This is a genomic window from uncultured Kriegella sp. (assembly GCF_963975415.1).
GTDB lineage: Bacteria > Bacteroidota > Bacteroidia > Flavobacteriales > Flavobacteriaceae > Kriegella.
On record NZ_CAXBGN010000001.1, the window covers coordinates 397,127 to 424,094 of the forward strand.

Sequence of the window (26,968 nt, forward strand, 5' to 3'; positions counted from 1 at the left end):
TATGATATTCAATAAAAATTTGAAATATGCGGTTGGCGTCGATCTTGGAGGCACCTTCGTCAAGGTAGCCCTGATATCGGAGCTAGGAGACATTTTTTTCAAAAATCTATTACCTATAGGTAGTGATGCTACCAAGGATATTATATTAGATACCATAGAAAAAATTATTTTAATCACTATCGATCAAGCCGACGAACACGCATTAAATGTTATCGGCATTGGTATTGGAACCCCCGGAATAATATATAAAGGCGTGCTCTACGGAGGTGCCGATAATCTTAAGGGTTGGGAAAATATCGACCTTGCCACTCATTATTCAGAGGTTTTCAACCTCCCTGTTCAAGTAGATAATGATGCAAATTTGATGGGTTTGGGAGAATTCTATTACGGAGCGGCAAAAGGATGCACTGACACCGTTTGCCTAACTGTTGGTACAGGAATCGGAGGTGCCGTTATCGCTAACGGGGCATTATATGGCGGATTTAAAAATAGAGGCGCCGAATTGGGCCATATTGTGGTTGAGCATAATGGACCACCCTGTAATTGTGGCGGTCAAGGTTGTCTTGAACAATATGCTTCAACTACCGCCTTGATTCAACGGTACGCCAAGCTGTCGGGAATGGACGTTAAAAATCTCAACGGACATTATATTGTAGAAAAGTACCATGAAAACGAACCGTATGCTATAAAATGTTTACAAGAGCAGACCAACTATTTAGGGCATGGAATTGCCGCCTTTATAAATATTTTTGCTCCCCAAAAAGTTGTTATTGGGGGAGGAATTTCAGACGCAGGTCAATTCTATATCGATATGGTCAGTGCCGCGGCCACCAAATACATGATGTCTGATTGTGGAGGGCATACGGAAATTGTCGGGGCACAGCTCGGTAATGCTGCGGGAAGCCTTGGTGCGGCAGCATTAATTCTTAAAAGTGCAGCTACAACATAAAACATCAAACTCCCCAAAAAAGGGTTGCCATTAATCTCCATTATTATGATACCCCTAACTTCAAAAATCATACGGTCGGCCATGCAAGAAATCTTCGGAATCCGAGAAAAAGCTACGCTTCTCCCCTAGGCGGATATTCCTTGTCGACAATATAATCAATAGCCTTCAGCAAATCATCAAATTCGGGTCGCGCAAACGGCATACTCTGTATGGATGCACTGTACAACGTATTGTCGGGTCGAATCAAAAAGAGTCCCGGTTCAATGAAAGTTTCCGGTTCATCTTTAATTCCTTTTGAAATAAAAAGCCTCCATTTGCGTGCCGCCTCTATATTAAAATCGTAGCCAATCGGTATATCGGCCACTTTCCATTCATCATAGGAAGCCTGTGCCTTTTCTTTTGTGTCGGAACTTATTGCGATTACATTTACACCCCGCTCGGTAAATTTTGATATTTTCTTTTGAAGTTCCTGTAAATAGGTTTTACAAACCGGACAGTGTTTACCACGATAAAAAATAACCATGGTAAAGTGTTCAGGTTTTTGGTCTTTTAAAACCCAATGGGTATCGTTAACAAGATTTACTTCTATTTCAGGTACTTTATCTTTTGGTTTAAGCATTAATTACTTTTTTAAATTAATATTTCATTTCAATTTCAGTCCCTAATTTTTTATCCAATTGCCTCTGCGGCTTGTCGAATCGGTGTATCACCTTCCAATATTTCAAAGGTTTTTTTGTTCACTGCATCAATGTGTAAAACATCGACTAACGTTTGGGCTACATCGTCTCTACTTATAGAACCTGAAGTTTCCAGTTTTTTATCGAGCCTCACTTTTCCAGTACCGTCTTCATTGGTCAACGTTCCCGGTCTTACAATTACATAATTAAGGTCGCTATCTTTCAGATATTCGTCTGCATTATGCTTTGCCTCTAGATATTTGCGAAGGTTAGCCACCTTTTTAGGCTCGCCCGCCCCCATAGAACTGAGCATCACAAATTTTTTCAAGCCGACCTTTTTCGAGGCATCTATTAGTTTTTTAGCACCATCCTGATCTACCCCTACAACATTTTTTCCTCCAGATCCAGCAGCAAACACCACTTTATCTATATTTTGAACTGCATGGGAAACATCCTTTTCCAAATCGCCCAAAACAACGTCAATTTGCTCATCTTCGAACTGCTTCATCTGACTTTCTTTTCGTACCATCGCCACCGGATTGAAATCTGTTGAGGCCTTTAAAAGTGACGTAATTTTTTTTCCTGTGGTGCCGTTGGCGCCCGCTATTAAAACATTCTCCATAGTATTTGTTGAATTTAAGTAAAGTATTTTTCTTTAGTACAAAGCTCCCATTTCCATAAGAAATGCATTGATGCATACTCGTCAAATATTGACGCAAATCAAAAAGCAACACTATTCCCCTCCCCTGAAAATTCACGAATTCCTATACATTGCTTATGCGTCAATTATTAAACGAATACCGTCAATAATACTACTTTAAATGGAAGAGATTGAAGATGTTTTGGGAATACAAATTACCACGTAACATTGCGGAAACTGAAAAAAGCTTTTTGACAATTTGCCCAGACCAGAACGAAAGACAAATTTATTAATTAGTAAAAGCAAAAAAATGAGCACAAAAGAGCAAAATAAAACGTACAATTCAAATATCACCAAGGAAGATAAAAAAGCCCTTCGTGATAGAATCGAAAATATACGATCTGACCAAGGTGATGACACCCAACTAAAAGGTCGGGAAGAAAATACCGATTTTGCGGGAAGCGATTTAGATGTGCCCGGGCGCACCCTTCCCAAGAATAAGAGTCCTAAAAATTTGAAAGACGAAGAAAACCAACTCTATAGCGAAAGCCAAGAACAAACCGAGAATACGAATTAAATATTCTTGGTTCAGAAGAGCTTCGCTTCCACAGAACTTTTTGTTACATAAACTTGTTAATTCCCTTCAATTCTTTGTTGAACGTCGTAATTTTAAGCTTCAATAATTTCTTATGACTGCTACTTTTAATAGCTTTGTAAGCTTAGAATTATCAAAACAAAATGAGTACAAAGAAGACATTATTTGACAAAGTGTGGGATTCCCACGTGGTACACCATATAGAAAACGGTCCTGATGTATTATTTATCGACCGACATATGGTTCATGAGGTGACTAGCCCTGTTGCATTTTTAGGAATCAAGAATCGTGGTATTCGGGTGATGTATCCTGAAAAGACATTTGCCACCGCTGACCACAACACACCAACGATCAATCAACATTTACCTGTTGCCGATCCACTTTCTGCCAATCAGCTAAGAGCATTGGAAGAGAATTCCAATGAATATGGCATTTCATATTGGGGGCTCGGCCATGAAAAAAACGGTATTGTACACGTTGTAGGTCCCGAATATGGTATTACTCAACCCGGGGCGACTATCGTCTGTGGGGACTCGCATACCTCTACTCATGGTGCTTTTGGTGCCATTGCTTTTGGTATCGGTACCTCTGAAGTAGAAATGGTATTGGCAACACAATGTATTATGCAGACCAAACCCAAGAGTATGCGTATTACTGTCAATGGAAGTTTAAGTAAGGCAGTGACCCCAAAAGACGTTGCCCTGTATATTATCTCTAAACTGACTACATCTGGCGCTACTGGCTATTTCGTGGAATATGCGGGTGAAGTGTTCCGTAATATGACCATGGAAGGGCGAATGACCGTTTGTAATCTCAGCATAGAAATGGGAGCCCGAGGTGGTATGATAGCACCCGATGAAAAAACATTTGAATATGTCAAGGGCAGGGAATTCACTCCAAAAGGTGCCGCTTGGGACAAAGCCATGGCATACTGGGAGACTCTTCCTACCGATGAAGGTGCCGAATATGATAAGGAAGTTGTTTTTGACGCTGCCGATATAGAACCTATGATTACCTACGGTACCAACCCAGGGATGGGCATCGGAATTTCCCATGGTATTCCTGAGGCAAAAGCGCTCGAAGGTGGCGTTGCTACCTACAAAAAATCGCTGCAATACATGAATTTCAATGAAGGCGACAACATGATAGGCAAAAGAATAGATTTTGTTTTTCTTGGAAGTTGTACCAATGGCCGTATTGAAGATTTTAGAGCCTTCACTTCCCTTATAAAAGGAAGACAAAAAGCGGATCATGTTACTGCATGGTTAGTACCTGGTTCACATAAGGTGGAAGCTGCCATAAAAGAAGAAGGCCTTTTAGATATCTTGACAAATGCCGGATTTGAACTTCGTGAACCTGGATGTTCTGCTTGTTTGGCCATGAACGATGACAAGGTCCCGGCAGGTAAATATGCAGTCAGCACCTCGAACAGAAACTTCGAAGGAAGACAAGGACCGGGGTCGCGAACATTATTGGCAAGTCCATTAGTGGCCGCAGCGGCAGCCGTTACCGGAAAGGTTACCGACCCTAGGGAACTAATGGAATTAGAAACGGCTTAAATGAAATCGTCTTTTTTAATGTAAACGGACGTAAAACCTGTTTGAATCATTTTAGATTTGACACCGATTGTTCCGTTTCATTCAGATTGATAGTTAACAAACAAATATACAAAAATGGCATACGATAAATTCAATATACTAACAAGCAGTGCTGTTCCATTGCCTATCGAGAATGTAGATACCGATCAGATCATTCCGGCACGTTTTTTAAAAGCCACAGAACGTAAGGGTTTCGGTGATAACTTGTTTCGTGATTGGCGTTATAATGCAGACAATTCTCCTAAAGAGAGTTTTGTATTGAACAATCCTATTTACGGCGGAAAAATTTTAGTAGGTGGCAAGAACTTTGGTTCGGGATCTTCCCGTGAACATGCGGCTTGGGCCGTTTATGATTATGGGTTCCGTTGTGTTGTCTCCAGTTTTTTTGCAGATATCTTTAGAAACAACTGTTTGAACATTGGTGTTTTACCGGTTCAGGTAAGTGCTGAATTTTTAGATGAAATCTACAAGGCCATCGAAACAGACCCGAAAACCGAACTGGAAATTAGTCTGCCCGAGCAGACCATCACCATTAAGGCAACAGGTGCTCAAGAGAGTTTTGACATCAACGACTACAAAAAAGCAAATATGTTGAACGGATTTGATGATATTGATTACTTGCTGAACATCAAAGAAAACATTCGGGAATTTGCCCTGGACAGACCACTTTAAAATTCGTCTTACGAGAAGCATTTTCGCAACGAAGCAACCTATTGAAAACTATTAAACATCTTAAAGTATTGCTTTGCTGCGGAGGTGGGTCGACAAGACTGGCTCGCAATGATGAATGACCAGAAAATGAAAAGAACCATCGAAATAATGGATACTACCCTGCGTGATGGGGAACAGACCTCTGGGGTATCCTTTTCCGCTTCTGAAAAGTTGACACTGGCCAAGTTGTTGCTTGATGAATTGCAAGTGGATCGTATCGAGGTGGCATCGGCAAGAGTTTCAGAAGGTGAACTTAAAGCCGTACAGCAAATTACCGAATGGGCCGCGTCACAAAACTATTTGGATCGCATTGAAGTATTGACATTCGTTGATCGTGGGGTCTCTTTGGAATGGATGCAAAAGGCAGGAGCCAAAGTTCAAAATTTATTGACGAAAGGCTCTTTAAACCATTTGACCCATCAACTCAAACAAACCCCCGAACAACATTTCGAGGCCATTGAAAAAAATGTCGTTCAAGCCAATACCTTAGGTTTTACCACCAATGTATATTTAGAGGACTGGAGCAATGGAATGCGTAATTCAAAAGAATATGTTTTTCAGTTTTTGGATTTTTTGACCACACAACCTGTAAAACGTATTCTCTTACCCGATACCTTGGGTGTTTTAACCCACACGGAAACCCATGAATTTCTGGCGGAAATTATTGAAAGATATCCGAACAGCCATTTTGATTTTCACGGCCATAATGATTATGATTTGAGTGTAGCCAATGTCATGGAAGCCTTAAAGGCTGGTTGTCATGGGTTACATTTGACGGTAAATGGTATGGGCGAACGGGCAGGTAACGCCCCATTGGCAAGTGTTGTAGCCGTAATTAACGACTTTCATCAAGATATAAAAATAGGCGTAAAGGAAACCGCACTCTATAAAGTCAGTAAATTGGTCTCTGCTTTTACAGGTTTCGGAATCCCCGCGAACAAGCCCATCGTAGGAGATAACGTGTTTACCCAAACAGCTGGCATACATGCGGATGGGGATAGTAAAAAAAATCTATACTTTAACGACTTACTGCCAGAGCGATTTGGCCGTAAACGAAAATATGCTTTAGGAAAAACTTCCGGAAAAGCCAATATTCAAAAGAATCTTCAAGAACTAGGTCTGACCCTGAACGACGAGGAAATTAAAAAAGTAACACAACGCATCATAGAATTGGGTGATAAAAAGGAGCGGGTCACAAAAGAAGACCTTCCTTATATCATTTCCGACGTCTTGGATACCGTTGCCAAACAACAACGTGTATTTGTCAAGTCGTATGTGCTGACCCATGCCAAAGGATTAAAACCTTCTACGGCAGTGGCCCTTGAAATCGACGGGGAGCTCCATGAAGAGCATGCGCAGGGAGACGGTCAATACGATGCCTTTATGAATGCCCTCCGCCGTGTATATAAAAACAAAAAAAAGCCATTTCCCAAACTTACCGATTATGCGGTGAGAATACCTCCTGGAAGCAACTCTGATGCCTTATGCGAGACCATTATCACTTGGGAGCACGAGGGTAAAGAATTTATCACCCGTGGGCTGGATTCCGACCAAACCGTTTCGGCCATCAAAGCCACAGAAAAAATGTTGAATATCATATAACCTAAATAGAAACACTAGTACATGAAACTGAATATAGCCCTTTTAGCCGGAGATGGTATAGGCCCCGAAGTTATTGATCAAGCTGTAAAAGTATCGAATGCGATTGCTGAAAAATTCAATCACGAAATAAGTTGGACACCCGCTTTGACGGGTGCTGCGGCCATAGATGCCGTTGGGGAACCTTACCCAGACGAAACCCACGAAGTATGTGCCAATGCCGACGCCGTTTTATTCGGTGCCATTGGCCACCCTCGTTTTGACAATGACCCATCGGCAAAAGTACGCCCGGAACAAGGATTGTTGAAAATGCGTCAAAAATTAGGTCTTTTCGCCAACGTACGACCAACATTTACTTTTCCTTCCCTTATTGACAAATCACCCTTAAAGCGTGAGCGAATCGAGGGAACTGATTTGATCATCCTTAGAGAATTAACTGGAGGTGTTTATTTCGGGGAACGCGGAAGAAAAGACGATGGCAACACCGCTTTTGACACCATGACCTACCAACGTTTTGAAATAGAACGATTAGCAAAAAAGGGCTTTGAAATGGCTCTAAAGCGCTCTAAAAAGTTGTGTTGTGTAGACAAAGCCAATGTTCTGGAATCTTCACGTTTATGGCGTGAAACCGTTCAGGCAATGGAAAAGGATTATCCTGAGGTAGAAGTTTCCTATGAATTTATCGATGCCGTTGCCATGCGTTTGGTTCAATGGCCTAAAGACTATGATGTAATCATCACCGCAAACCTTTTTGGAGATATTTTGACGGATGAAGCGTCTGTTATTTCTGGGTCTATGGGATTAATGCCCTCTTCTTCGGTAGGAAGCAAGGTGTCTTTGTACGAGCCCATTCACGGTTCTTACCCCCAGGCTGCGGGTAAAGATATTGCCAACCCATTGGCTACTGTCTTATCGGCCGCTATGCTTTTTGAAGATTTAAATCTTAATGAAGAAGCCCAAGCGATACGTGACGTAGTCAACAAATCGTTATCCGAGAGTATTGTAACCGAAGATTTGGCCGAAGGCGGAAAAGCCTATAAGACCAGTGAAGTTGGAGACTGGTTAGCGAAGAACGTCTAAGTCATTTTTAGAAAATTAAAAATTAAAAACCCCGAAACGTAATATTCTACGCTTCGGGGTTTTAGGTTTGAGTTAGTAATTCGGTTATCTGCCACTAAGGGCCATTTTTCCTCTTTTAGTACTACGGTTTTTCCGCATTATGATTACGGACACCGACATAACCACTCCTAGTCCTGCTAGAACAGCACCTACAAGTCCTGCTGATGTATAGCCGTAACCCAATGTAATTGGCAATCCTGCAAGATACGCTCCCGAGGCATTACCCATATTAAATGCACTTTGGTTCATAGAGGAAGCTAACATCTCAGAACCTTTCGAGGTGTTTATGATAGCCATTTGTATGGGGGTTGCAACACTAAAGGAGACCATTCCAATAATAAAAGTCAATACCAATACCGCATTCGGATCGGAAGCAACGAAAGCGTTGACGAGTAGTACAACCACCATCACCGATAGACTTATGGCAACAGCTTTTAAAGGGTAAAACCATTCCGCCATTTTGGCACCGATAAAGTTTCCTAAAACCATACCCAAGCCCGCAATGATCATGGCATAGCCCACAACATTATCAGCATGGCCTGCCACCTTGGTAATCAATGGGGCAATATAGCTGTACCAAGCAAAGAATCCTCCAGTACCTATTGTTGTCAATAGAATTAGTATCCAAAGTTCCATGTTTTTAAGGCCCTGATTACCTTCCGTATTCGATTTAGAAGGTTCTGGTTCGAAATGGGGCATCCAAAAATAGATACTCGCCATCGTAATAAGGCCGACCACGCCGACCATTAAAAACGAAATACTCCATCCATAATGGTGTCCTAAATATGTTCCAAGAGGCACACCGATTACATTGGCTACCGTTAACCCGGCAAACATGGTAGCAATGGCCTGAGCTGCTTTCCCCGGCTTGGAAAGTTTTCCGGCCACGACCGCTCCAATTCCGAAAAAGGCACCATGCGGCAAGCCCGACAAAAATCTATAAAAAAGTAAGCTTCCATAACTATCTGCAAAGGCAGATAAGGTATTGAAGGCGGTAAACCATACCATTAAATAGAGTAGTACTTTCTCTGCAGTCCACTTACCTGCAATTTGGGTAAACAGAGGTGCACCGACTACAACTCCTAAAGCATAGGCCGCAATAAAATGGCCCGCTTGCGGAATACTTATTTGGAGTCCTGAAGCAACATCGGGCAATATGCCCATGATTACAAACTCTGTAAGTCCAATGCCGAACCCTCCAAGGGCCAAGGCAATCAGCGCTTTTTTGTTTGATGCTTTTAGTTTCATAACTAACATTTTTAAGGTTAAACTTTTAAAAAAGAGTTGGGGCTCTTTAAATTCAATAACAATTATAATTGTCTGGACAAAGTTAGGACGGACTTTTATGATTATGATATGTGCTATTGTCCAATATCTATCGGATATTACCTCGTATTTTTCTTAAATAGTGTTAAGAAAGGTAAATTGCTACAGAAAATAAATAGGGAAAGGTATCGTCTCTATCGGCTACCGAGGCTGTTCAAGCTGATAGGTTTTATCATATAGACTCAATTGTCTACGCTTCCATTCGGCTCCTTCAACAAATACAGGGTGGGGTAAATTGACATCCCATTCCCCTAATTTGTGTAATAATTCCTTAGTTTTGGCCAAATTCTCAAGAGAAACATCTTTTTCTTCCGAAATATCGGTAGGCAGATGATAAAGCATAGGAAGCCGATCTGGCATCCGAATCAATTTCCAATCTCCTTGACGTATGGCTGTACTGATTGTAAAGCGCCAAAGCAGTTCTTGACGAGCGACTGCCGTAACCTTGCCGGTGAGGTAAGGCATCAAATTTACTCCTGTAAAATATTTTTGATCGGCAACATTACCTGAGGCCAATGTTAAAAAAGTTGGGGCCAAGTCCAACGCTGTCACCATTTCCCCTAAAGTTTGGCCAGAGGGTATAATTTCAGCACCTTTAATAATAAAAGGCACATGAATTCCCCCTTCAAGTACAATTCCCTTCTGACCCCTGTAGGGTGCGTTCAATGAAGCATTTGTATCTGTAGGACCACCATTATCACTTATAAAAACAATGATTGTATTGTTTTCTAAACCTTCCTTTTTAACTGCTGCCATAATACGACCAACGTTCACATCCAAACGATGTACCATTGCCGCATACGTTCTTCTTTTTTTATTCTTAATATGGGCATACAGCTTAAGGTCTTCTTCCTTGGCTTGCATCGGCGTATGCGGTGCATTGAATGAAGCGAACAAAAAGAAGGGAGACTGCCTATGGCGTGTTATAAAATCGACACATTCACTACCCTTGTCGTCTGTCAAATAAGTAAGCGATTGTGGCGTACGGTAGTTACTCTCTATAGGAGACAAATACCCCTTGCCTTCATCATTGGCGGAAAAATAATCATGCCCGCCACCGGTATACCCCCAAAACTCGTCGAAACCTCTGTTTAAAGGATGAAATTGCTCTTCATAACCCAAATGCCACTTTCCGATTAGTCCACTGACATAACCAAAGGGTTTTAAATGATCCGCTATTGTTTTTTGTGAAAGCGGCAAGCCCAAATATTCTGAATCAAATCCGGGCTCCGCCTTTCGAGGAAGGTTGTTGTCATGACCAAACTCAACTTGGTTGACACCTGTGATAAAACCAGCGCGTGAAGGACTACACACTGGGGATGAAACATACCCTTGGGTAAAAATAGTTCCCTTACGAGCCAGCTCATCAATATGAGGCGTCTTTATTTGATTACTTCCCGTAAATCCGAGATCACCATATCCAAGATCATCGGCAACAATTAGAATGAAATTGGGCTTTTCTCCAGAGTTTCTTGATTGCCCTGAAATATTAGTATAGGCAAGCAAGCCAAAAAAAATACAAATTGGCAATCTTCCAAAACTCCTCATAGGTCAAAATAATTCATTCATCTTTATAGCTACCAGCCGTACTTTAAAATAACCCTGCCAATAGAAAATAATAGAGACGCATAACGTCTTTTGTGACATTAAGCCGTTTAACCTGCCTATTATTTACAATATGTAATCTGTGCTAATAAAATTCGACAGCTTTGCATCTAAAAGGTGCTCAATCGTCTCATTATTCAGATCGTTATCTTTAAAGGCAACAAACGTACGTATGGAAAATGAGCGCAGGGCATCGTGTACACTCAATGTAGCCTGTGCAGAGTCTTTTCTTCCCGTAAACGGATACACATCAGGTCCGCGTTGACATGAGCTGTTCAGGTTAACACGACAAACCAAATTTACCAATGTATCGATCAACGGAGAAAGCGCATACACGTCTTTACCGAACAAACTGACCTGCTGTCCGTAATTGCTTTCCGCCATATCATCCAAGGGTTCTTCAATATTACTGAAGGAAACCACAGGGATAATGGGACCAAACTGTTCTTCTTGGTACACCCGCATATCTTTCGAAACCGGGTATAAAACCGCAGGCCAAATATAATTATCGGTCTGCTTTCCGCCCTTTTTATTTTTAATTTGTGCCCCTTTGGTTAGTGCGTCATCGATTAGTTCTTGAATGTAGGCAGGTTTGCCAGGTTCTGGTAACGGAGTAAGTTTCGCACCAGAATCCCAAGGGTTGCCGAATTTGAGCTCATCTACTTTTTGGGAAAACCGTTTGATAAATTTCTCCTTAATATCCTCGTGCACGTAAAGTACTTTCAATGCCGTACAACGCTGTCCATTAAAAGAAAGTGTACCCGCAAGACATTCGTCAATGGTCAGGTCTAAATCCGCATCTGGCAATATAATCGCCGGGTTCTTGGCTTCCAATCCCAAAACCAATCGCAGTCTATTACTCTTCGGATGTTGTTCTTGCAAAGCATTGGCCGACTTACTATTCCCAATTAAGGCCAATACATCAACCTTTCCGGTTTGCATAATCGGTGCCGCCACTGCCCTACCTCTGCCAAAAATAATATTGACAACGCCTTTAGGAAAACTACTTTGAAACGCCTCTAAAAGCGGGGTAATCAACAAAACACCGTGTTTTGCAGGTTTAAAAATAGTCGTATTTCCCATGATGATTGCGGGAATTAACAGGGCAAAGGTCTCATTTAAGGGATAATTGTATGGCCCCAAGCATAGTACGACCCCTAAAGGGCCTCTTTTGACATGGGCATAAACACCGTCATGTTTTTCAAATTTGGCCGAATTTCTGTCCAATTGCTTATAGTCTTCAATCGTATCTGAAATATATTCTACCGTTCGGTCAAACTCTTTCTGCGAATCAGGTAGTGATTTACCAATTTCCCACATCAACAATTTTACGATCAGCTCACGTTTTGTCTTCATCTTCTTCACAAAGACCTCCATACATTCGATGCGGTCTTTAACGTGCATTGTAGGCCACACTCCTTTTCCTTTATCAAAGGCTACTAAAGCACCATTCAAGGCTTCCATGGCCTCTGGCTCCCCCATATCGGGAATACTACCTAAACGGGTATGTGCATATTTTTCCGAAGAGGAAATCGTTGAAAAAACATCAGTGGTATTTCCTTTCCAGTCTTTTAATTCACCATTTACCAAGTATTTTTTTTGTTCTATGGTTTCCGTAATTTGGAATTCAGTAGGTATCGTAGTATTTGATTCTCCCATTTTCGCTTTTAGTTAGTTAGAAACTGTTTTAGATAATTCGATATCCATTCAGTTTGTTATTCATTAAAATGTGTCCGTTCGATGGTTTGTATACTTCTAATCTTTAAAAAACAACGCTTATTTCGTGTAAACGCATACATCAAAAATAAGGCATAAAAAAACGAATTGCACAATTCAAAATGGTCTTTTGAATTCATAATCCCATTTTGGTTACTCTCCCCTACTGATTCAATAAGGATACCCGAATACCAATCCATAAATTGTTCGCTATACCAAATACTGGAACAAATCGGGCTTATCGTTCAAGTAATCCCCAAAAAAACCTTTTGATTTCATCCGCTGTATCAATGGAGACAAGTCTTCAGGACTTTTCAATTCGATCCCCACAATGGCAGGTGCGTTTTCTTTACTCGATTTCTTAGAATATTCAAAATGCGTAATATCATCATCGGGACCTAAAATTTCAGCAACGAATTGCTTAAGTGCCCCTGGACGTTGCGGAAAACGAACAATGAAATAATGCTTTAATTTGGCATAGAGCAGTGCTCGTTCCTTTATTTCGGGAGTACGTGTAATATCATTATTGCTGCCACTAAGCACACAAACCACATTCTTACCCTTGATTTCTTCGGCAAATTTATCTAAAACCGCGATAGTCAGAGCTCCCGCAGGCTCTACGACAATCGCATCGCGATTGTACAAGTCTAGAATAGTCTGACAAACTTTTCCCTCTGCGACCGTTACCATATCGTAAAGATTCTTACTACAAATAGAGAAAGCAAGGTCCCCGACTTTTTTAACAGCTGCCCCGTCAACAAACTTATCAATTTGGGCCAGTTCGGTATTAACACCCATTTTTATGGAAGTTACCATTGCCGGTGCACCTTCTGGCTCGACTCCTACAATTTTGGTTTGAGGAGATAATGCCTTAAAGACACCACAAAGACCGGAAGCCAAACCACCACCACCAACGGCAACGAAGAGAAAGTCTATCGGTGCTTTTTCCTGTTCTACAATTTCAAGCCCTACTGTGCCCTGACCTTCAATAGTCTTAGGGTCGTCGAACGGATGCACAAAAGTTTTACCGTGCGTTTTACAATAGTGATGTGCAGCATGGGAAGCATCATCGTAGGTGTCTCCCTCTAAAACGATTTCTACATTTTCGCCTCCGAACATTTGGGTCTGCTCTATTTTTTGTTTCGGCGTAACCGACGGCATGAAAACAGTACCCCGTATCCCCAAATGATTACAGGCAAATGCCACACCTTGAGCATGGTTACCGGCACTGGCGCATACGACACCACGGCTCATTTCTTCCTTTGAGAGCGAGCTGATTTTATTAAAAGCACCTCTTATTTTATAGGAACGAACACGATGCAAATCTTCTCGTTTTAAAAATATATTAGCTTCATAAAGCTTGGATAGACGTATACTTGAGACAAGAGGGGTAATTTCGGCAACTTGACGTATCGTTTCCGCTGCCTTTCGGATATCGGCTATCTGCGGAAAGTAAGGTATCTTTTCCAAGCCCTCACCTCTTGGGGTGACAGCATCATTCGAATTCATAGTATGAATTTAAATCTATTGGTTCTTCCGGTTAAACAACATTCCGGATGTTCATAATAAAAAAACCTGTCAGGTTTTACTGTTGAAATAAATTCCGCACAATGAAACATGACAGGCTAAAAAATACCTTTCTCAAAAGAAGGCATTTAGATAGGTATATCTTACACTATGGGTTTCATAGCAGTCATAGACTCTCGTAATCTTGTACCCACTATTTCGACAGAGTGCTCACGTAGTGCTTTATTGACGGTAATCAATTTCGCATTGTCTACGCCATTGTCTTTATCTTTTCCAAAAGGTTTGCCAATAACATCGGTATCGATTTTCTTCATAAAATCGCCCAAAAGTGGCTTACAAGCATGATCGAACAAATAACAGCCATATTCTGCCGTATCGGAGATAACCCTATTCATTTCGAATAATTTCTTTCTTGCAATAGTATTTGCAATCAAAGGAGTTTCGTGCAATGATTCATAATAAGCAGATTCACCAATTATACCCGATTCGGTCATTGACTCATAGGCCAACTCCACTCCCGCTCTGACCATCGCGACCATTAGAACACCATTGTCATAAAACTCCTGTTCCGAAATTTTATCGGTACCGGCCGGTGTCTTCTCAAAAGCCGTTTCACCTGTGGCGGCTCTCCAACTTAACAAATTCTTGTCATCATTGGCCCAATCTTCCATCATCGTTTTTGAAAAATGACCACTCATAATATCATCCATATGCTTATGAAAAAGAGGACGCATAATATCCTTTAATTCTTCGGATAATTCAAACGCCTTTATTTTCGCAGGATTTGACAAACGATCCATCATATTGGTGATTCCACCATACTTTAAACCTTCGGTAATGGTCTCCCAACCGTACTGAATCAATTTAGAGGCATAACCGGCATCGATTCCCTTTTCGATCATCTTATCGAAACAAAGAATAGAGCCTGTCTGTAGTAACCCACAAAGAATGGTTTGCTCACCCATTAAATCGGACTTCACCTCTGCAACAAAGGAAGACTCCAATACACCAGCTCTATGCCCACCTGTTCCGGCAGCATAGGCTTTTGCCTGCTCCAACCCTTTGCCTTCGGGATCGTTTTCAGGATGTACGGCAATCAATGTTGGAACACCAAAACCTCTTTTATATTCTTCGCGCACTTCTGAACCGGGACTTTTGGGAGCCACCATAATTACGGTAAGGTCTTTTCGAACCTGAGTACCTTCTTCTACAATATTAAAACCATGCGAATATGACAAAGTAGCACCTTGCTTCATTAAGGGCATTACCGCCCCAACGACAGCCGTATGCTGTTTGTCAGGTGTAAGGTTAATTACTAAATCGGCAGTGGGCACCAATTCTTCATACGTGCCTACGGTAAATCCGTTCTCAGTAGCATTTTTATAAGACTGGCGTTGCTCTTTTATAGCAGCTTCCCGTAAGGTATAGGAAATATCCAAGCCTGAATCACGCATGTTCAAACCTTGGTTCAAGCCTTGAGCACCACAACCAACGATTACTATTTTTTTTCCTTTTAATGCAGATACACCATCTGAAAATTCACTGGATTCCATAAACCTACACTTGCCCAGTTGCGTCAATTGATCTCGTAATGATAGTGTATTAAAGTAATTTGCCATTTTGTGTTCTCTTTTTATTCGTTTTAAATTATTTATCTTGATAAAATTCGTTTAATAAAGCACTTATTCGCATTTCCGATTTCGTGACCGCGATACGCCCCGAGCGTACAAATTGCATGATACCGAAAGGTTTCAGTTTATCATGCATATCGTCTATCTCGTTACGACGTCCCGACTTGGCCAATACAAAGAAATCACGGGCCACAGTTACAATCTGGGCCCCACTATCTTTAATAATATTCTGTATTTGTCGTTCATCGAACAACAAATCCGATTCAATCTTGAACAAGGCAGATTCTTGATAAATCGTTTCATCATCTGTATGATAATACGCCTTGATCACTTCAATCTGCTTTTCAATTTGCCCTACAATATTACGCGTCCATTTCTCGGTCGTATTGACCACGATGGTAAATTTAGAAACCCCTTCAATTTCTGATTTGGAAACATTCAAACTCTCTATATTGATATGACGTTTCAAGAATATGCCTGATATTCTATTCAATAATCCGACATTATTTTCGGAATATACCGAAATAGTAAACCATTGTTTTTTCATCCGCTCTTTAAAAAATCCTCTTCGTAAAGAAAAGGAATTGATTTAATTTTATTTACTAATCATTCTAAAACCGACCGACTTAGAAAAAAATAAGTTGTTATTGCGTCCTAAATTTCAAAAAAAAACAGAAAATTTATTCTTAAGATTTCTATATTTCTTGATGGATTCCCGGCCCCGTCTCAACTATTTATATCTTTCATTTTTTCTAATTCCCAGCAGCCATATGTGTGTTCTTTAATTCAAAAGATAGAACCACTGTCTGATGGTGTCTAAACTTATTTCAATCGAATATCTGAAACAGAGGCCCCAGACGGAACCATAGGAAATACATTGTCTTCCTTTTCGACCGATACTTCCAAGAAATAGGCATCTTTGGAGGCCATCATCTCTTCTATCGTCGCCTTAAGTTCTGATCGTTGGCTCACTTTTTTTGCCTTTATGTGATAGCCTTCGGCAATTTTTACGAAATCTGGATTGGTCATCACGGTCGATGCATAGCGCCTATCAAAAAATAATTCTTGCCACTGACGTACCATGCCCAAATGCTCATTGTTCAATACCACAATTTTTACTGGGGTTTTGTTTTGAAAAATGGTTCCCAATTCCTGTATGGTCATTTGGTAGCCCCCATCACCGATTATGGCTACTACTTCACGATCCATCGCTCCCATTTTAGCGCCGATAGCTGCCGGAAGGGCAAAGCCCATTGTGCCCAAGCCCCCCGAGGTGACGTTACTCTTGCTTTGCTTGAACTTGGCGTATCTACATGCAATCATTTGATGTTGCCCTACGTCTGAAACGATAATCGCTTTTTGTCCCGAAGCGATATTTATTTCTTCAATAACCTCGCCCATGGTGAGCCCTTCTTTCGTCGGATGGATATCGTTCTTAATAACCGCATCAAACTCTTCTTGATACTTTTTCTTAAATTCGTTATGCCAAGCCTCATGTTTATTCTCACTAACCAAAGGGAGCAACAATTCTAAAGTTTCCCTCGCATTTCCGAGAACAGCAACATCGGCCTCAACATTCTTATTGATTTCAGCGGGGTCTATTTCAAAATGAATGACCTTGGCCTGTTTGGCATAAGTATCTAAACTACCTGTTACCCGATCGTCAAAACGCATGCCGATAGCGACTAACAAATCACATTCGTTGGTCAATATATTTGGACCGTAATTACCGTGCATACCAACCATTCCCACATTTAGCGGATGGTCGGTGTCCATGGCCGAAAGTCCTAAAATTGTCCACGCTGCGGGAATTCCCGTTTTTTCCACCAATGCCTTTAACTGTGCTTCGGCTTCGCCTAAAATAACACCTTGACCAAAAACGATATATGGCTTTTTAGCACTGTTGATCAAATCTGCTGCGGCCTCGATCGCTCTTAAATCTGGTTTAGGAACAGGATTGTAACTACGTACACCGGTACATTTTTCATAACTAAACTCGAATTCTTCGATTTGGGCATTTTTAGTTATATCTACAAGCACCGGCCCTGGACGACCCGATTTGGCAATATAAAATGCCTGGGCCATTATTTCCGGAATTTCGGATGCTTTGGTTATTTGATAGTTCCACTTGGTAACCGGGGTAGAAATTCCTATAATATCCGTTTCTTGGAATGCATCCGAACCTAATAAATGCCGTGCAACCTGACCTGTAATGCAAACCATTGGTGTTGAATCAATTTGTGCGTCTGCCAAACCGGTAACCAAGTTTGTTGCCCCAGGACCGGATGTCGCCATAGCCACCCCTACCTTACCCGTAACACGTGCAAAACCTTGGGCGGCATGTGTTGCCCCCTGTTCGTGTCGTGTAAGTACATGCGTTAACCTATCTTGAAATTTGTATAATTCGTCATAAACGGGCATAATCGCCCCACCAGGATAACCGTAGACCAAATCAGCACCTTCTGCCAATAAACAATGAATTATCGCCTCTGCGCCACTTATTTTTATAGTGGTCTTTTTTGCCGTAGCTGTCTTTTTTTCTTTTACTGTTTCCATAATCCTATCACCCAAATTTCCTCAAATCTGAAATTTCTATGGGTCAATTAAATTAGACTCCAAAATTTGTTTCCGCCATCAAGCGGTATCCATTTATTAAAATTCGTCGGTCACACAACCCTGTGAGGCCGATGATACAGAACGCGCATATTTATATAACACACCTTTCTTAAATTTCAACTCAGGTTCAACCCAAGATTCTTTACGTTTTGCAAGCTCTTCATCAGATACGTCAACATTAATTGTATTTGTTTCCGCATCAATTGTAATGATGTCTCCATCTTCCACCAAGGCAATCGTACCCCCATCTTGGGCTTCGGGCGAAATGTGTCCCACAACAAAGCCATGGGTACCGCCAGAAAAACGGCCATCTGTAATCAATGCGACTTCTTTACCCAAGCCTGCTCCCATTATCGCAGCGGTAGGTTTAAGCATTTCCGGCATTCCTGGTCCACCTTTGGGCCCTTCATATCGAATAACCACTACGTCTCCCTGTTTGACCAAACCTGTACGTATACCGTCATTGGCATCGTACTCACTATTGAATACTTTAGCGGTTCCCTTAAACCGCAGACCTTCTTTGCCTGTAATTTTAGCAACAGAACCATTCACTGCCAAATTTCCATAGAGCATTCGTAAATGCCCTGTAGCTTTTATAGGGTTTTCCAATGAGTGAACAACATCTTGTCCTTCTTGCAGACTAGGTACATCGGCTAAATTCTCAGCGAGTGTTTTACCAGTAACCGTAAGGCAATCACCATGTAGCAATCCTTTTTCCAACAAATACTTTAATACCGCAGGTGTACCTCCAATTCGGTGTACATCTTCCATTAAGTACTTGCCACTAGGTTTCAAATCTGCAATAAACGGCGTAGTATCACTTATATGTTGAAAGTCTTGTAAAGTAAAATCGATATCGGCAGCTCGTGCAATAGCCAAGAAGTGAAGCACGGCATTCGTAGATCCTCCCATAATGACAACCAAACGAATCGCATTTTCCAGAGACTTTCTGGTTACAATATCCAATGGTTTAATATCATTCTCTAGCAGGTGAAACATTTGTTTCCCTGCGGCAATACACTCTTGCTTTTTATCATCGCTAATCGCCGGGTTTGAAGAGTTATATGGCAAGGCCATTCCCAAGGCCTCAATAGCGGATGCCATTGTATTTGCGGTATACATACCCCCACACGCCCCAGCGCCCGGGATCGATTTTTTGATAATACAGCCAAACTCTTCCTCTTCCATGGTACCTGCTACCTTCTCGCCCCAAGCTTCGAAAGCAGAAACAATGTCTAATTTACGAGTATTATGACAACCCGAAGCAATAGTACCGCCGTATACCAAAATAGATGGACGGTTCAAGCGTATCATTGCCATTAACGCACCTGGCATATTTTTATCACAACCTACGACCGTAACCAGACCATCATAAGACATGCCCTGAACAACAGTTTCCATAGAATCTGCAATTATATCTCGAGAAGGCAGTGAAAAACGCATTCCTGGTGTCCCCATAGAAATACCATCACTAACCCCAATAGTGTTAAAAATAAGGCCCACAGACTCATTCGAATTTACGCCAGCCTTTACTTCTTTGGCCAAATCGTTCAAGTGCATATTACAAGGGTTGCCCTCATAGCCCGTGCTTGCGATTCCGACTAACGGTTTCATAAAATCTTCATCCTTAAAACCTATTCCATAAAGCATGGCCTGAGCTGCCGGTTGTGTGGGGTCTTGTGTAACGTTTTTACTGTATTTATTAAGTTCCATTAAAGAGAGTCTTGCTATTTTTAAATTTTATTATGCATAGTCAATAGGTCAAAGATAAATGTTTATAAATCCTTATAACCTTTAGATTTAACACCAATTTAAATCCAATCAGAAAAAAAATTAATTAAAACACTGTATTTCAATACAATAAGGTCTTTTTTTTATCATATTCAATAGGTATTAAGGAGTGACATTAAATACAAAATTGTGGCCATAGGTTATTATTTTATAGTTAGAACCCGATAGCATTATTTTAAACCAATGTTCTTTTTTTTACTTAATTTAGAACAGTTCGATAGGTAGTATCACAGATGGGCAGAAAAAGCGTCATTATAAATTCAAGCATTTCGGGTATTCTTTTGGTTACTGTTTTATCTTTTTTTTTGATTCAAGGCAATTCGGCACCTTACGAGAGAATTTACCAATTGAACCCGAACTGTCCCCCTGGTTTTAAACGCAACCAAAAAAACGAATGTATTGCCCAAAACCTATACATGCAGTACAACTCGCCCAACAACAAGGGTGTTGGAGGATTAAAAACTGCACTGCCTGAAATAAGGGACGGATTTTCTCCGCAGCAGATTGATTTGGGCCGATATTTGTTTTTTGACCCTGTACTTTCTGGAAATGGAACCATGTCGTGTGCCAGCTGCCACGACCCACAAAAAGGTTTTTCCGATGGGATGCCCACAAGTATTGGCCACGACAATCAAAAGTTACAACGGTCGGCACCTACACTTTGGAACGTCGCCTATTTAAAAAGTTTTTTTTGGGACGGCCGTGCCATTTCTTTGGAAGCACAAATGAAGGGACCTTTGTTTTCAGAAGTCGAAATGAACAATACCCCTGAAAATCTATTGAATACCCTCAATTCAATTGCGGCCTACCAAGAACTCTTCAAAGAGGCTTTTCCCAAAAAAAAGAAGGAAAACCTCATAATGTTAGATGAAATTTACACGGCCATTGCCGCCTTCGAATCTTCCCTAATCTCACTGAACAGCAAATACGATCGATATGCCCACGGGTTTCACAAGGCATTGAATCAAGATGAAATAGAGGGCTTGAACATTTTTAGGTCTTTTGTAGCGCGATGTGCCGAATGTCACACACCTCCCCTGTTCACCAACCAGCAATTCGCGGTCATAGGAACTCCCGAACCAGATGGAGCCCCATTAGACCCTGGTGCACAAATTCCTTTTAACGACAAAACCTTGAGAGGCGCATTTAAGGTGCCTAGTTTGAGAAATATTGAAAAAACGGGGCCATACATGCATTCTGGAAACTACAAGACTTTACGGGAAACCGTTCAGTTCTACACCGATGGTCGTGGCCACGCAGTGCCGCAAAACGAATATCTGCTTATTCATTGGCATATTTGGGAGCCCCATTTAACCAATTACGAATTGGATAGATTGGTCGATTTTTTAAAAACACTGACCGATGAAACCTTTATACCTAGCGTACCTGAAATACTTCCTTCCGGATTAAAACCTGTAATTTAAATAGCCATGAAAATAAAATCTATCCTGTTGAAAATTATGGGAGCACTTATCTTACTAGCGATTGGAATATACATAGGAAAAGTGCGCTTTGGGAATAGCACTGCTGAAACCATTCCATTACCCTCGACCCTAAAGTATCGAAACATAGGGTTATCACAAGATACCACACAGACCGATAGTTCAGAAGAATTTAAAGGAAACATCATTGAAGTAAAAAAGGGGGCATCTATTCAGGCAGCTGTTAAAGAAGCCAAGCCTGGAGATTTGATACGGGTTTACCCTGGCACCTATTCAGAGAATGTATATATTGATAAAGACAACATTAGTCTTCAAGGGATTGTTATTAATGGAGAATGGCCGACACTTGACGGAAAAAAGGAGATAAATGATGCCTTTCTATACTCCGGAAACGGCATTTTGATAGAGAATTTCAAAATCATCAATTACAAAGGCAACGGAATTATGGGCCAGGCCGGAAACAATTTTGTAATTCGTAACAATTGGATTATAGACACGGGAGTTTATGGTATTTTTCCGCAATATGGAAAAAATGGACTTGTTGCACACAACGTACTCAGCAAAATTGCAGATGCGGCGATTTATGTAGGCATGTGTGATAATGTAGATGTACTACACAATGAAGTTTTTAACAACGTGGCGGGAATAGAAATTGAGAACTCTAGGCATTGTCTTGTCGAAAACAACTATGCCCATAATAACACTGGTGGTATATTGGCCTTCGTAACCCCTGGCCTACCTATAAAAACTACCTTTGATGTTATTATTAGAAATAATTTCGTGGTAGACAACAACCATGAAAATTTTGGTGCACCGGGTTCTACCGTAGCAGGAATACCTGCCGGCACCGGTATTCTAATTATGGCGGCAGATGATGTTATTGTAGAGAACAACATCATAACCGGAAACAATAATACGGGTATTACAATAGTAGATTTAGCAACTGGTGCACCAAAAGCCAATGATCCCAACTCTGAACCTAACCCAGATCGGGTGGTCATACTTGACAACACTATGTTCGAAAACGGCAACGAACCAACGGGAGAAATAAAAGCAATAATGCTAACACAGTTAGATACCAAAGGTCCTGATATTTTTGCATATGGTGGTGGCACGGGGAGCACTATACGAGACAAACATAAATACCGTACCTTCGGTCTTGACGATTATGGGCAGGCACAAATTACCGACACAAAAGATGTGACTACATTTTTATTGGACAAGCCGGTGCCTGCAAGGTCGGTCTCTAAAAAAGAACTGGGAGAACTTACCTATTATGGGGTGTGCGCCGGTTGCCATGCTTTTGGCAGTCGATTGATCGGTCCACCGACCGATATTATCCAGGCCATTCATAATAACAACCCCCAAGGCATCGTAGATTATATCAGCAACCCTAAAAACCTACGCGATGACTATCCTGAAATGCCGCCACAAGACTATTTATCCGATGAGGCCAAAATGGCCGTCGCCGAATATATTCTGGCCATGAAGGAATAAAGTCTAATTTCCAGCTTGTTTCCCATTTAACTTAAAACTTCATACAATCCCTTCCAACAATGAATTTAGTAAAAACGCAGCGTAATTTTTTTCAAACACAAAAAACGAAGGAGCCCTCTTTTCGAAAGGCTGCGTTAAAACGTTTGATGCAAGAAATTATTAAGCGCGAAGATGACATCTGCGGGGCCATTTTTGCCGATTTTAAAAAACCAAAATTTGAAACTTTAGCGGCAGAGACCCAATTTGTCTTGGCAGAATTAAAACATGCCATAAAAAAATGTAACTCTTGGGTACGACCGCAAAGAATTCCATCGAGTTTGATGAACTGGCCATCTACCGATTTTATTTACAAAGAACCTTACGGTACGGTATTGATCATTGCCCCTTGGAATTACCCTTTTCAATTGGCCATTGCCCCACTTATTGGCGCCATAGTTGCAGGCAATACGGCAGTAGTAAAACCCTCTGAAGTTACACCCAACACAGCCAATATTATATCGGAAATCATCAAAGCGGTTTTTGAACCGGAATATGTTTCTGTTGTCAAAGGTGGTATTGAAACTTCCCAAAAATTACTGGCTGAAAAATGGGATTATATTTTCTTCACCGGAAGCACGCGAGTAGGACAAATCATTTATGAAAGTGCAGCAAAAAACCTGACTCCCGTTACCTTGGAACTCGGTGGAAAAAACCCCTGTATCGTCGATCAAACAGCCAATATGGGAACTGCCGCAAAGCGTATCGTGTGGGGTAAATTTTTAAATGCAGGACAAACCTGTATTGCTTCAGATTATATTTTGGTGCACAAAAGTGTCAAAACCAAATTAATTGAAGCGTTGAAAAAAAGTATTAACCATTTCTTTGGAGAGAATATAGAACAATCTTCAGATTATGCCCGTATAGTAAATGAAAAGCATTATTCAGGTTTAAAAACCATGTTGATAGGGGAATCCATTCTTTTTGGTGGAAATACGAACGATACCGATAACTTTCTTTCACCAACATTGGTTGATGAACCTTCCTTAGATAGTAAATTGATGGAAGGTGAAATTTTTGGACCCATACTCCCTATTATTTCCTATGAGGATGAAATGGATATTCATAAGCATATTATGAACTACGGAAAACCCTTGGCCACTTATGTATTTTCAAAACGTAAATCTTTTCAAGAGAAAATTATCGAAACCTATAGTTTCGGTGGGGGTGCGGTAAATGACACGGTTATTCAAATTACCAATAAGCGATTGCCTTTTGGCGGGGTTGGAAATAGTGGTCTCGGAGCTTACCACGGCAAATCTTCTTTTGATTTATTTTCACACCACAAGTCAATTATTAAAAAAGCGAATTGGTTGGATATTCCCTTGCGTTACCCTCCTTATACCATACCTACTAAGTTTGTAAAAAAAATTAAAAATTTATTCTAAACTTTAAATCAATTTAAACGAAACCTTATCGCCGAACTTTTTTTGGGCGAGAATAGAAATTGCACGATCCGTAAGTTGTAATACTCTGGGGTAGCCCCCAGTGGTCTGCCCATCTTTCATTAAGATAATCAATTTTCCTGATGGAGTCAGCTGCACTGTGCCAGGAAGTGTGGCCGAAGTCAACATCGATACCTTATGGCCTATTATTTTCTCCTCAATTTGGTAGGCCATTCGATCATTTTGATTCGAAATTTTGAAATCTTTGAAAAACAATCCTTCCAACTGCCTTTTAGACAAGATATGAAATTCAGGCCCATGGGTAACGGTCAAAATCGTTTCGCTCAAAAAGGAGTCAACTTTAAGTTCGGGTGTCTTTGATTTGAATTGTTCGCAGATGGAATAATCAACACTACTGCCATCTTCTAAATGATTTTTCGATGTTATCGGCAAATAAAGAGATTGGCTTCCTAATATTTTCGGGGTTACAAAACCGTCTTTGACGCCCAAATAGCTACGGAAACCTTTTTCTAGTTTCCCATAGGAGAGCTTATCTCCTTTTTCAACTTTGTATACTTTGTAATCTTGAATCGGTTCATTGTTCAAGGTAACCGATAATTGAGCACCTCCCAGGCAGATATATGTACTTTTCCCAAACTCCAATGTTGGTCCGGTCATTGTCGTTTCGATCAGTGCTGCGTTGGTCTCATTTTCAAGAAGTAAATTAACTTTGTATGCAGAAAAAGTGTCCATAAACCCGGAAACCGGAACACCTTTATTCAAATAACCATACCTGCCACCATCTTGTATGGTAGTAAAAAAACCGGATTTTAGTACTTTAAGCATACCAATTTTCCTTTTCCAATTTATAAATGCCTACTTCTCCTTCGATTTTATGTAAATCATATTCCGCCCTTTCAATAGCGTAAAATTGTACTTTATCACCAATGTTTACAAAGCAGGGATTTTCTTTCGAGGCATCGAACATAGCAACTGAACAATTACCGATAATATTCCATCCGCCGGGAGAAATTTGCGGGTATATTCCTGTTTGCCTACTAGCCAAGCCGACCGCCCCTTTTTGTACTCTAGCTCTAGGCTGTGCCTTTCTCGGCACTTCCAATTCCTTTGGCAGGCCGCCCAAATACATAAAGCCGGGTAAAAAACCGATGCCATAAACGGTATAAGGCGATTTGGTATGTAAAGCGATGATATTTTCGATGCTCAAATCTAAAACATCCGAAATTTCTTTTAAGTCGATTCCGAAATCCAAATCATAACAGACCGGTAATTTCCATAAGTATTTTTGCGGAAGAACCGCTTCTTCCTTATTGGAATACCAATCATGTAATGTCTGGCTAAAAGCGAGAAAATCAATCGGGTCTTTTCGATATAGTAGCGTCAACGAGTTATAGGCCGGTATCATTTCCCAAAAAGTTTCGTCTAAACAATTTGTTCTTAAATGCCTCATGAATAGTAGAATGTCATCTAAAATAGCCTCTTCTACCTTATTTGGCCACTCAACAAGTACCGTATGAACCCCGTAGGGCCGTATTGAAATAGAATAGTTGCTCACCTCTTTATTTTGATGTTGTGTTTGGGTAATTCTTGGTCAAGATACATTAATATTCGTAAAGCGGAAGGCGAATCGCCATGAATGCAAAAGGTCTCAGCTCTCATTTTTATTTCGACAGCGTCAACGGTGCTAACCTTTGAATGTTTTACCATGAATAAAAGGTGCTGCAATACCTTTTGGCAATCTTGAATTAATGCTTTGGGATGCGAACGCGAAACCAAACCTAAATCTACATTATAGCTGCGATCGGCAAATGCCTCATATTTTATTTTAAAACCACGTTTCAAGGCTTGTACCGCGACCGTGCTACCATAGGGAACATATATAAAAGTCCTTTCTTTATATTTTTCTATGGCGGATAAAAAAGTTGAAGCTAACGCAGTATTCTTGACCATATCGTTATAAAGTGCTCCATGGGCCTTAATATGATGTAAGTCTACGCTTTGGTTATCAAGAATGCTTTCTAAATCACGTATTTGCTCTTGAATACTATGGGCGAGTACTTCGGAAGAAATTTCCATGGTGCGCCTCCCAAAGTTTGGCCTATCGGGATATGAGGGATGCGCCCCTATTTTTATTCTACTTTCTTTCGCCAGCCGCGCCACTTTTTCCATTGATTCACGATTCCCGGCATGCCCTCCACAAGCAATACTACAGGAAGATATATACTGAAACAGTTGATGCTCATTATCTAGACCTTCCCCTACATCGCAATTTATATCAATGTTTACTTCATTCATTTAATCAAATGGTTATAGCCAGAAATGAATTTCCCCTTTATATTAATAAGGTATCACCCACTTTCATTTAAACGAGCAATATATAACTGCTTTCTTTAAATAAGCTGATGGTAGCGCAATACTGTAAATATAACGGTAATCATCGAAATTAATCCATCCTTTTAAGCTTCCTTCACCACAGTTTTAACATTT

General features: G+C 40.8%; 22 protein-coding genes. 9 read left to right on the forward strand and 13 right to left on the reverse strand.

All coding sequences use genetic code 11. The features are described 5' to 3' along the window. Position 1 precedes the first annotated feature (1 nt). Entirely contained in the window at positions 2–949 is a 948-nt protein-coding gene (locus tag AACZ88_RS01630; protein ID WP_339705222.1) for an ROK family protein, read from the forward strand. 112 nt (positions 950–1,061) lie between these two features. Here AACZ88_RS01630 and AACZ88_RS01635 read toward each other — a convergent pair whose 3' ends face one another. Both AACZ88_RS01635 and AACZ88_RS01640 read right to left on the reverse strand, forming a co-directional pair. Then, a complete protein-coding gene (locus AACZ88_RS01635; RefSeq protein ID WP_339705224.1) occupies positions 1,062–1,568 on the reverse strand; it encodes a peroxiredoxin-like family protein in 507 nt (168 codons plus the stop codon). Between the two features lie 50 nt (positions 1,569–1,618). Continuing rightward, complete coding sequence (locus tag AACZ88_RS01640; protein ID WP_339705229.1) at positions 1,619–2,248, reverse strand: SDR family oxidoreductase; 630 nt, start codon at positions 2,246–2,248, stop codon at positions 1,619–1,621. Positions 2,249–2,576: 328 nt separating this feature from the next. Between AACZ88_RS01640 and AACZ88_RS01645 the strand changes: the two genes are divergently transcribed. From AACZ88_RS01645 to leuB, 5 genes are all read left to right on the forward strand, one after another. Then, positions 2,577–2,843 carry a hypothetical protein gene (locus AACZ88_RS01645; RefSeq protein ID WP_339705232.1) on the forward strand — a complete coding sequence of 89 codons (267 nt, stop codon included), beginning with the start codon at positions 2,577–2,579 and terminating at the stop codon, positions 2,841–2,843. Between the two features lie 161 nt (positions 2,844–3,004). Further along, a complete protein-coding gene (gene leuC / locus AACZ88_RS01650) occupies positions 3,005–4,420 on the forward strand; it encodes a 3-isopropylmalate dehydratase large subunit (protein ID WP_339705234.1) in 1,416 nt (471 codons plus the stop codon). Positions 4,421–4,534: 114 nt separating this feature from the next. Then, positions 4,535–5,131: a 3-isopropylmalate dehydratase small subunit gene (leuD, locus tag AACZ88_RS01655; protein ID WP_339705236.1), complete on the forward strand. Its 597-nt coding sequence runs from the start codon at positions 4,535–4,537 to the stop codon at positions 5,129–5,131. A gap of 126 nt (positions 5,132–5,257) precedes the next feature. Further along, positions 5,258–6,772: an alpha-isopropylmalate synthase regulatory domain-containing protein gene (locus AACZ88_RS01660; protein ID WP_339705238.1), complete on the forward strand. Its 1,515-nt coding sequence runs from the start codon at positions 5,258–5,260 to the stop codon at positions 6,770–6,772. Between the two features lie 21 nt (positions 6,773–6,793). Then, on the forward strand, positions 6,794–7,849 hold the full coding sequence (gene leuB / locus AACZ88_RS01665) for a 3-isopropylmalate dehydrogenase (protein ID WP_339705241.1): 1,056 nt from the start codon (positions 6,794–6,796) through the stop codon (positions 7,847–7,849). 84 nt (positions 7,850–7,933) lie between these two features. Here the strand turns inward: leuB and AACZ88_RS01670 are convergent, their stop codons facing one another. From AACZ88_RS01670 to ilvD, 8 genes are all read right to left on the reverse strand, one after another. Next, positions 7,934–9,136: an MFS transporter gene (locus tag AACZ88_RS01670; protein WP_339705244.1), complete on the reverse strand. Its 1,203-nt coding sequence runs from the start codon at positions 9,134–9,136 to the stop codon at positions 7,934–7,936. 219 nt (positions 9,137–9,355) lie between these two features. Further along, positions 9,356–10,762 carry a sulfatase-like hydrolase/transferase gene (locus tag AACZ88_RS01675; RefSeq protein ID WP_339705247.1) on the reverse strand — a complete coding sequence of 469 codons (1,407 nt, stop codon included), beginning with the start codon at positions 10,760–10,762 and terminating at the stop codon, positions 9,356–9,358. Between the two features lie 123 nt (positions 10,763–10,885). Continuing rightward, complete coding sequence (locus AACZ88_RS01680; RefSeq protein WP_339705250.1) at positions 10,886–12,478, reverse strand: NADP-dependent glyceraldehyde-3-phosphate dehydrogenase; 1,593 nt, start codon at positions 12,476–12,478, stop codon at positions 10,886–10,888. 267 nt (positions 12,479–12,745) lie between these two features. Beyond that, entirely contained in the window at positions 12,746–14,044 is a 1,299-nt protein-coding gene (gene ilvA / locus AACZ88_RS01685; protein ID WP_339705253.1) for a threonine ammonia-lyase IlvA, read from the reverse strand. A gap of 161 nt (positions 14,045–14,205) precedes the next feature. Beyond that, positions 14,206–15,681, reverse strand: coding sequence for a ketol-acid reductoisomerase (ilvC, locus tag AACZ88_RS01690; protein ID WP_339705256.1), 1,476 nt, complete (start codon positions 15,679–15,681; stop codon positions 14,206–14,208). Positions 15,682–15,709: 28 nt separating this feature from the next. After that, the gene (gene ilvN, locus AACZ88_RS01695) at positions 15,710–16,240 is read right to left on the reverse strand and encodes an acetolactate synthase small subunit (RefSeq protein WP_339705258.1); all 531 of its coding nucleotides are present in this window, start codon (positions 16,238–16,240) and stop codon (positions 15,710–15,712) included. Between the two features lie 275 nt (positions 16,241–16,515). Further along, positions 16,516–18,249: a biosynthetic-type acetolactate synthase large subunit gene (gene ilvB, locus AACZ88_RS01700; protein WP_339705260.1), complete on the reverse strand. Its 1,734-nt coding sequence runs from the start codon at positions 18,247–18,249 to the stop codon at positions 16,516–16,518. 96 nt (positions 18,250–18,345) lie between these two features. Further along, complete coding sequence (gene ilvD, locus AACZ88_RS01705; RefSeq protein WP_339705263.1) at positions 18,346–20,022, reverse strand: dihydroxy-acid dehydratase; 1,677 nt, start codon at positions 20,020–20,022, stop codon at positions 18,346–18,348. A 494-nt stretch (positions 20,023–20,516) separates the two neighbouring features. On the opposite strand from ilvD, the gene AACZ88_RS01710 reads away from it, so the two are divergent. From AACZ88_RS01710 to AACZ88_RS01720, 3 genes are read left to right on the forward strand one after another with little or no spacing between them, the layout of a single operon-like run. Further along, positions 20,517–21,524, forward strand: coding sequence for a cytochrome c peroxidase (locus AACZ88_RS01710; RefSeq protein WP_339705266.1), 1,008 nt, complete (start codon positions 20,517–20,519; stop codon positions 21,522–21,524). Positions 21,525–21,530: 6 nt separating this feature from the next. Continuing rightward, a complete protein-coding gene (locus tag AACZ88_RS01715) occupies positions 21,531–23,039 on the forward strand; it encodes a parallel beta-helix domain-containing protein (RefSeq protein ID WP_339705269.1) in 1,509 nt (502 codons plus the stop codon). Between the two features lie 59 nt (positions 23,040–23,098). Continuing rightward, on the forward strand, positions 23,099–24,463 hold the full coding sequence (locus AACZ88_RS01720; protein ID WP_339705272.1) for an aldehyde dehydrogenase: 1,365 nt from the start codon (positions 23,099–23,101) through the stop codon (positions 24,461–24,463). Between the two features lie 3 nt (positions 24,464–24,466). Here the strand turns inward: AACZ88_RS01720 and AACZ88_RS01725 are convergent, their stop codons facing one another. The 3 genes from AACZ88_RS01725 to pxpA are packed head-to-tail and all read right to left on the reverse strand — an operon-like array spanning position 24,467 to position 26,776. Next, positions 24,467–25,306, reverse strand: coding sequence for a biotin-dependent carboxyltransferase family protein (locus AACZ88_RS01725; protein ID WP_339705275.1), 840 nt, complete (start codon positions 25,304–25,306; stop codon positions 24,467–24,469). Continuing rightward, the gene (gene pxpB / locus AACZ88_RS01730; protein WP_339705278.1) at positions 25,299–26,036 is read right to left on the reverse strand and encodes a 5-oxoprolinase subunit PxpB; all 738 of its coding nucleotides are present in this window, start codon (positions 26,034–26,036) and stop codon (positions 25,299–25,301) included. The genes AACZ88_RS01725 and pxpB overlap by 8 nt, the downstream gene beginning before the upstream one ends. After that, positions 26,033–26,776 (reverse strand): 5-oxoprolinase subunit PxpA, encoded by a 744-nt coding sequence (pxpA, locus tag AACZ88_RS01735; RefSeq protein WP_339705281.1) that lies wholly within the window; start codon positions 26,774–26,776, stop codon positions 26,033–26,035. The genes pxpB and pxpA overlap by 4 nt, the downstream gene beginning before the upstream one ends. Between the last annotated feature and the right edge of the window lie 192 nt (positions 26,777–26,968).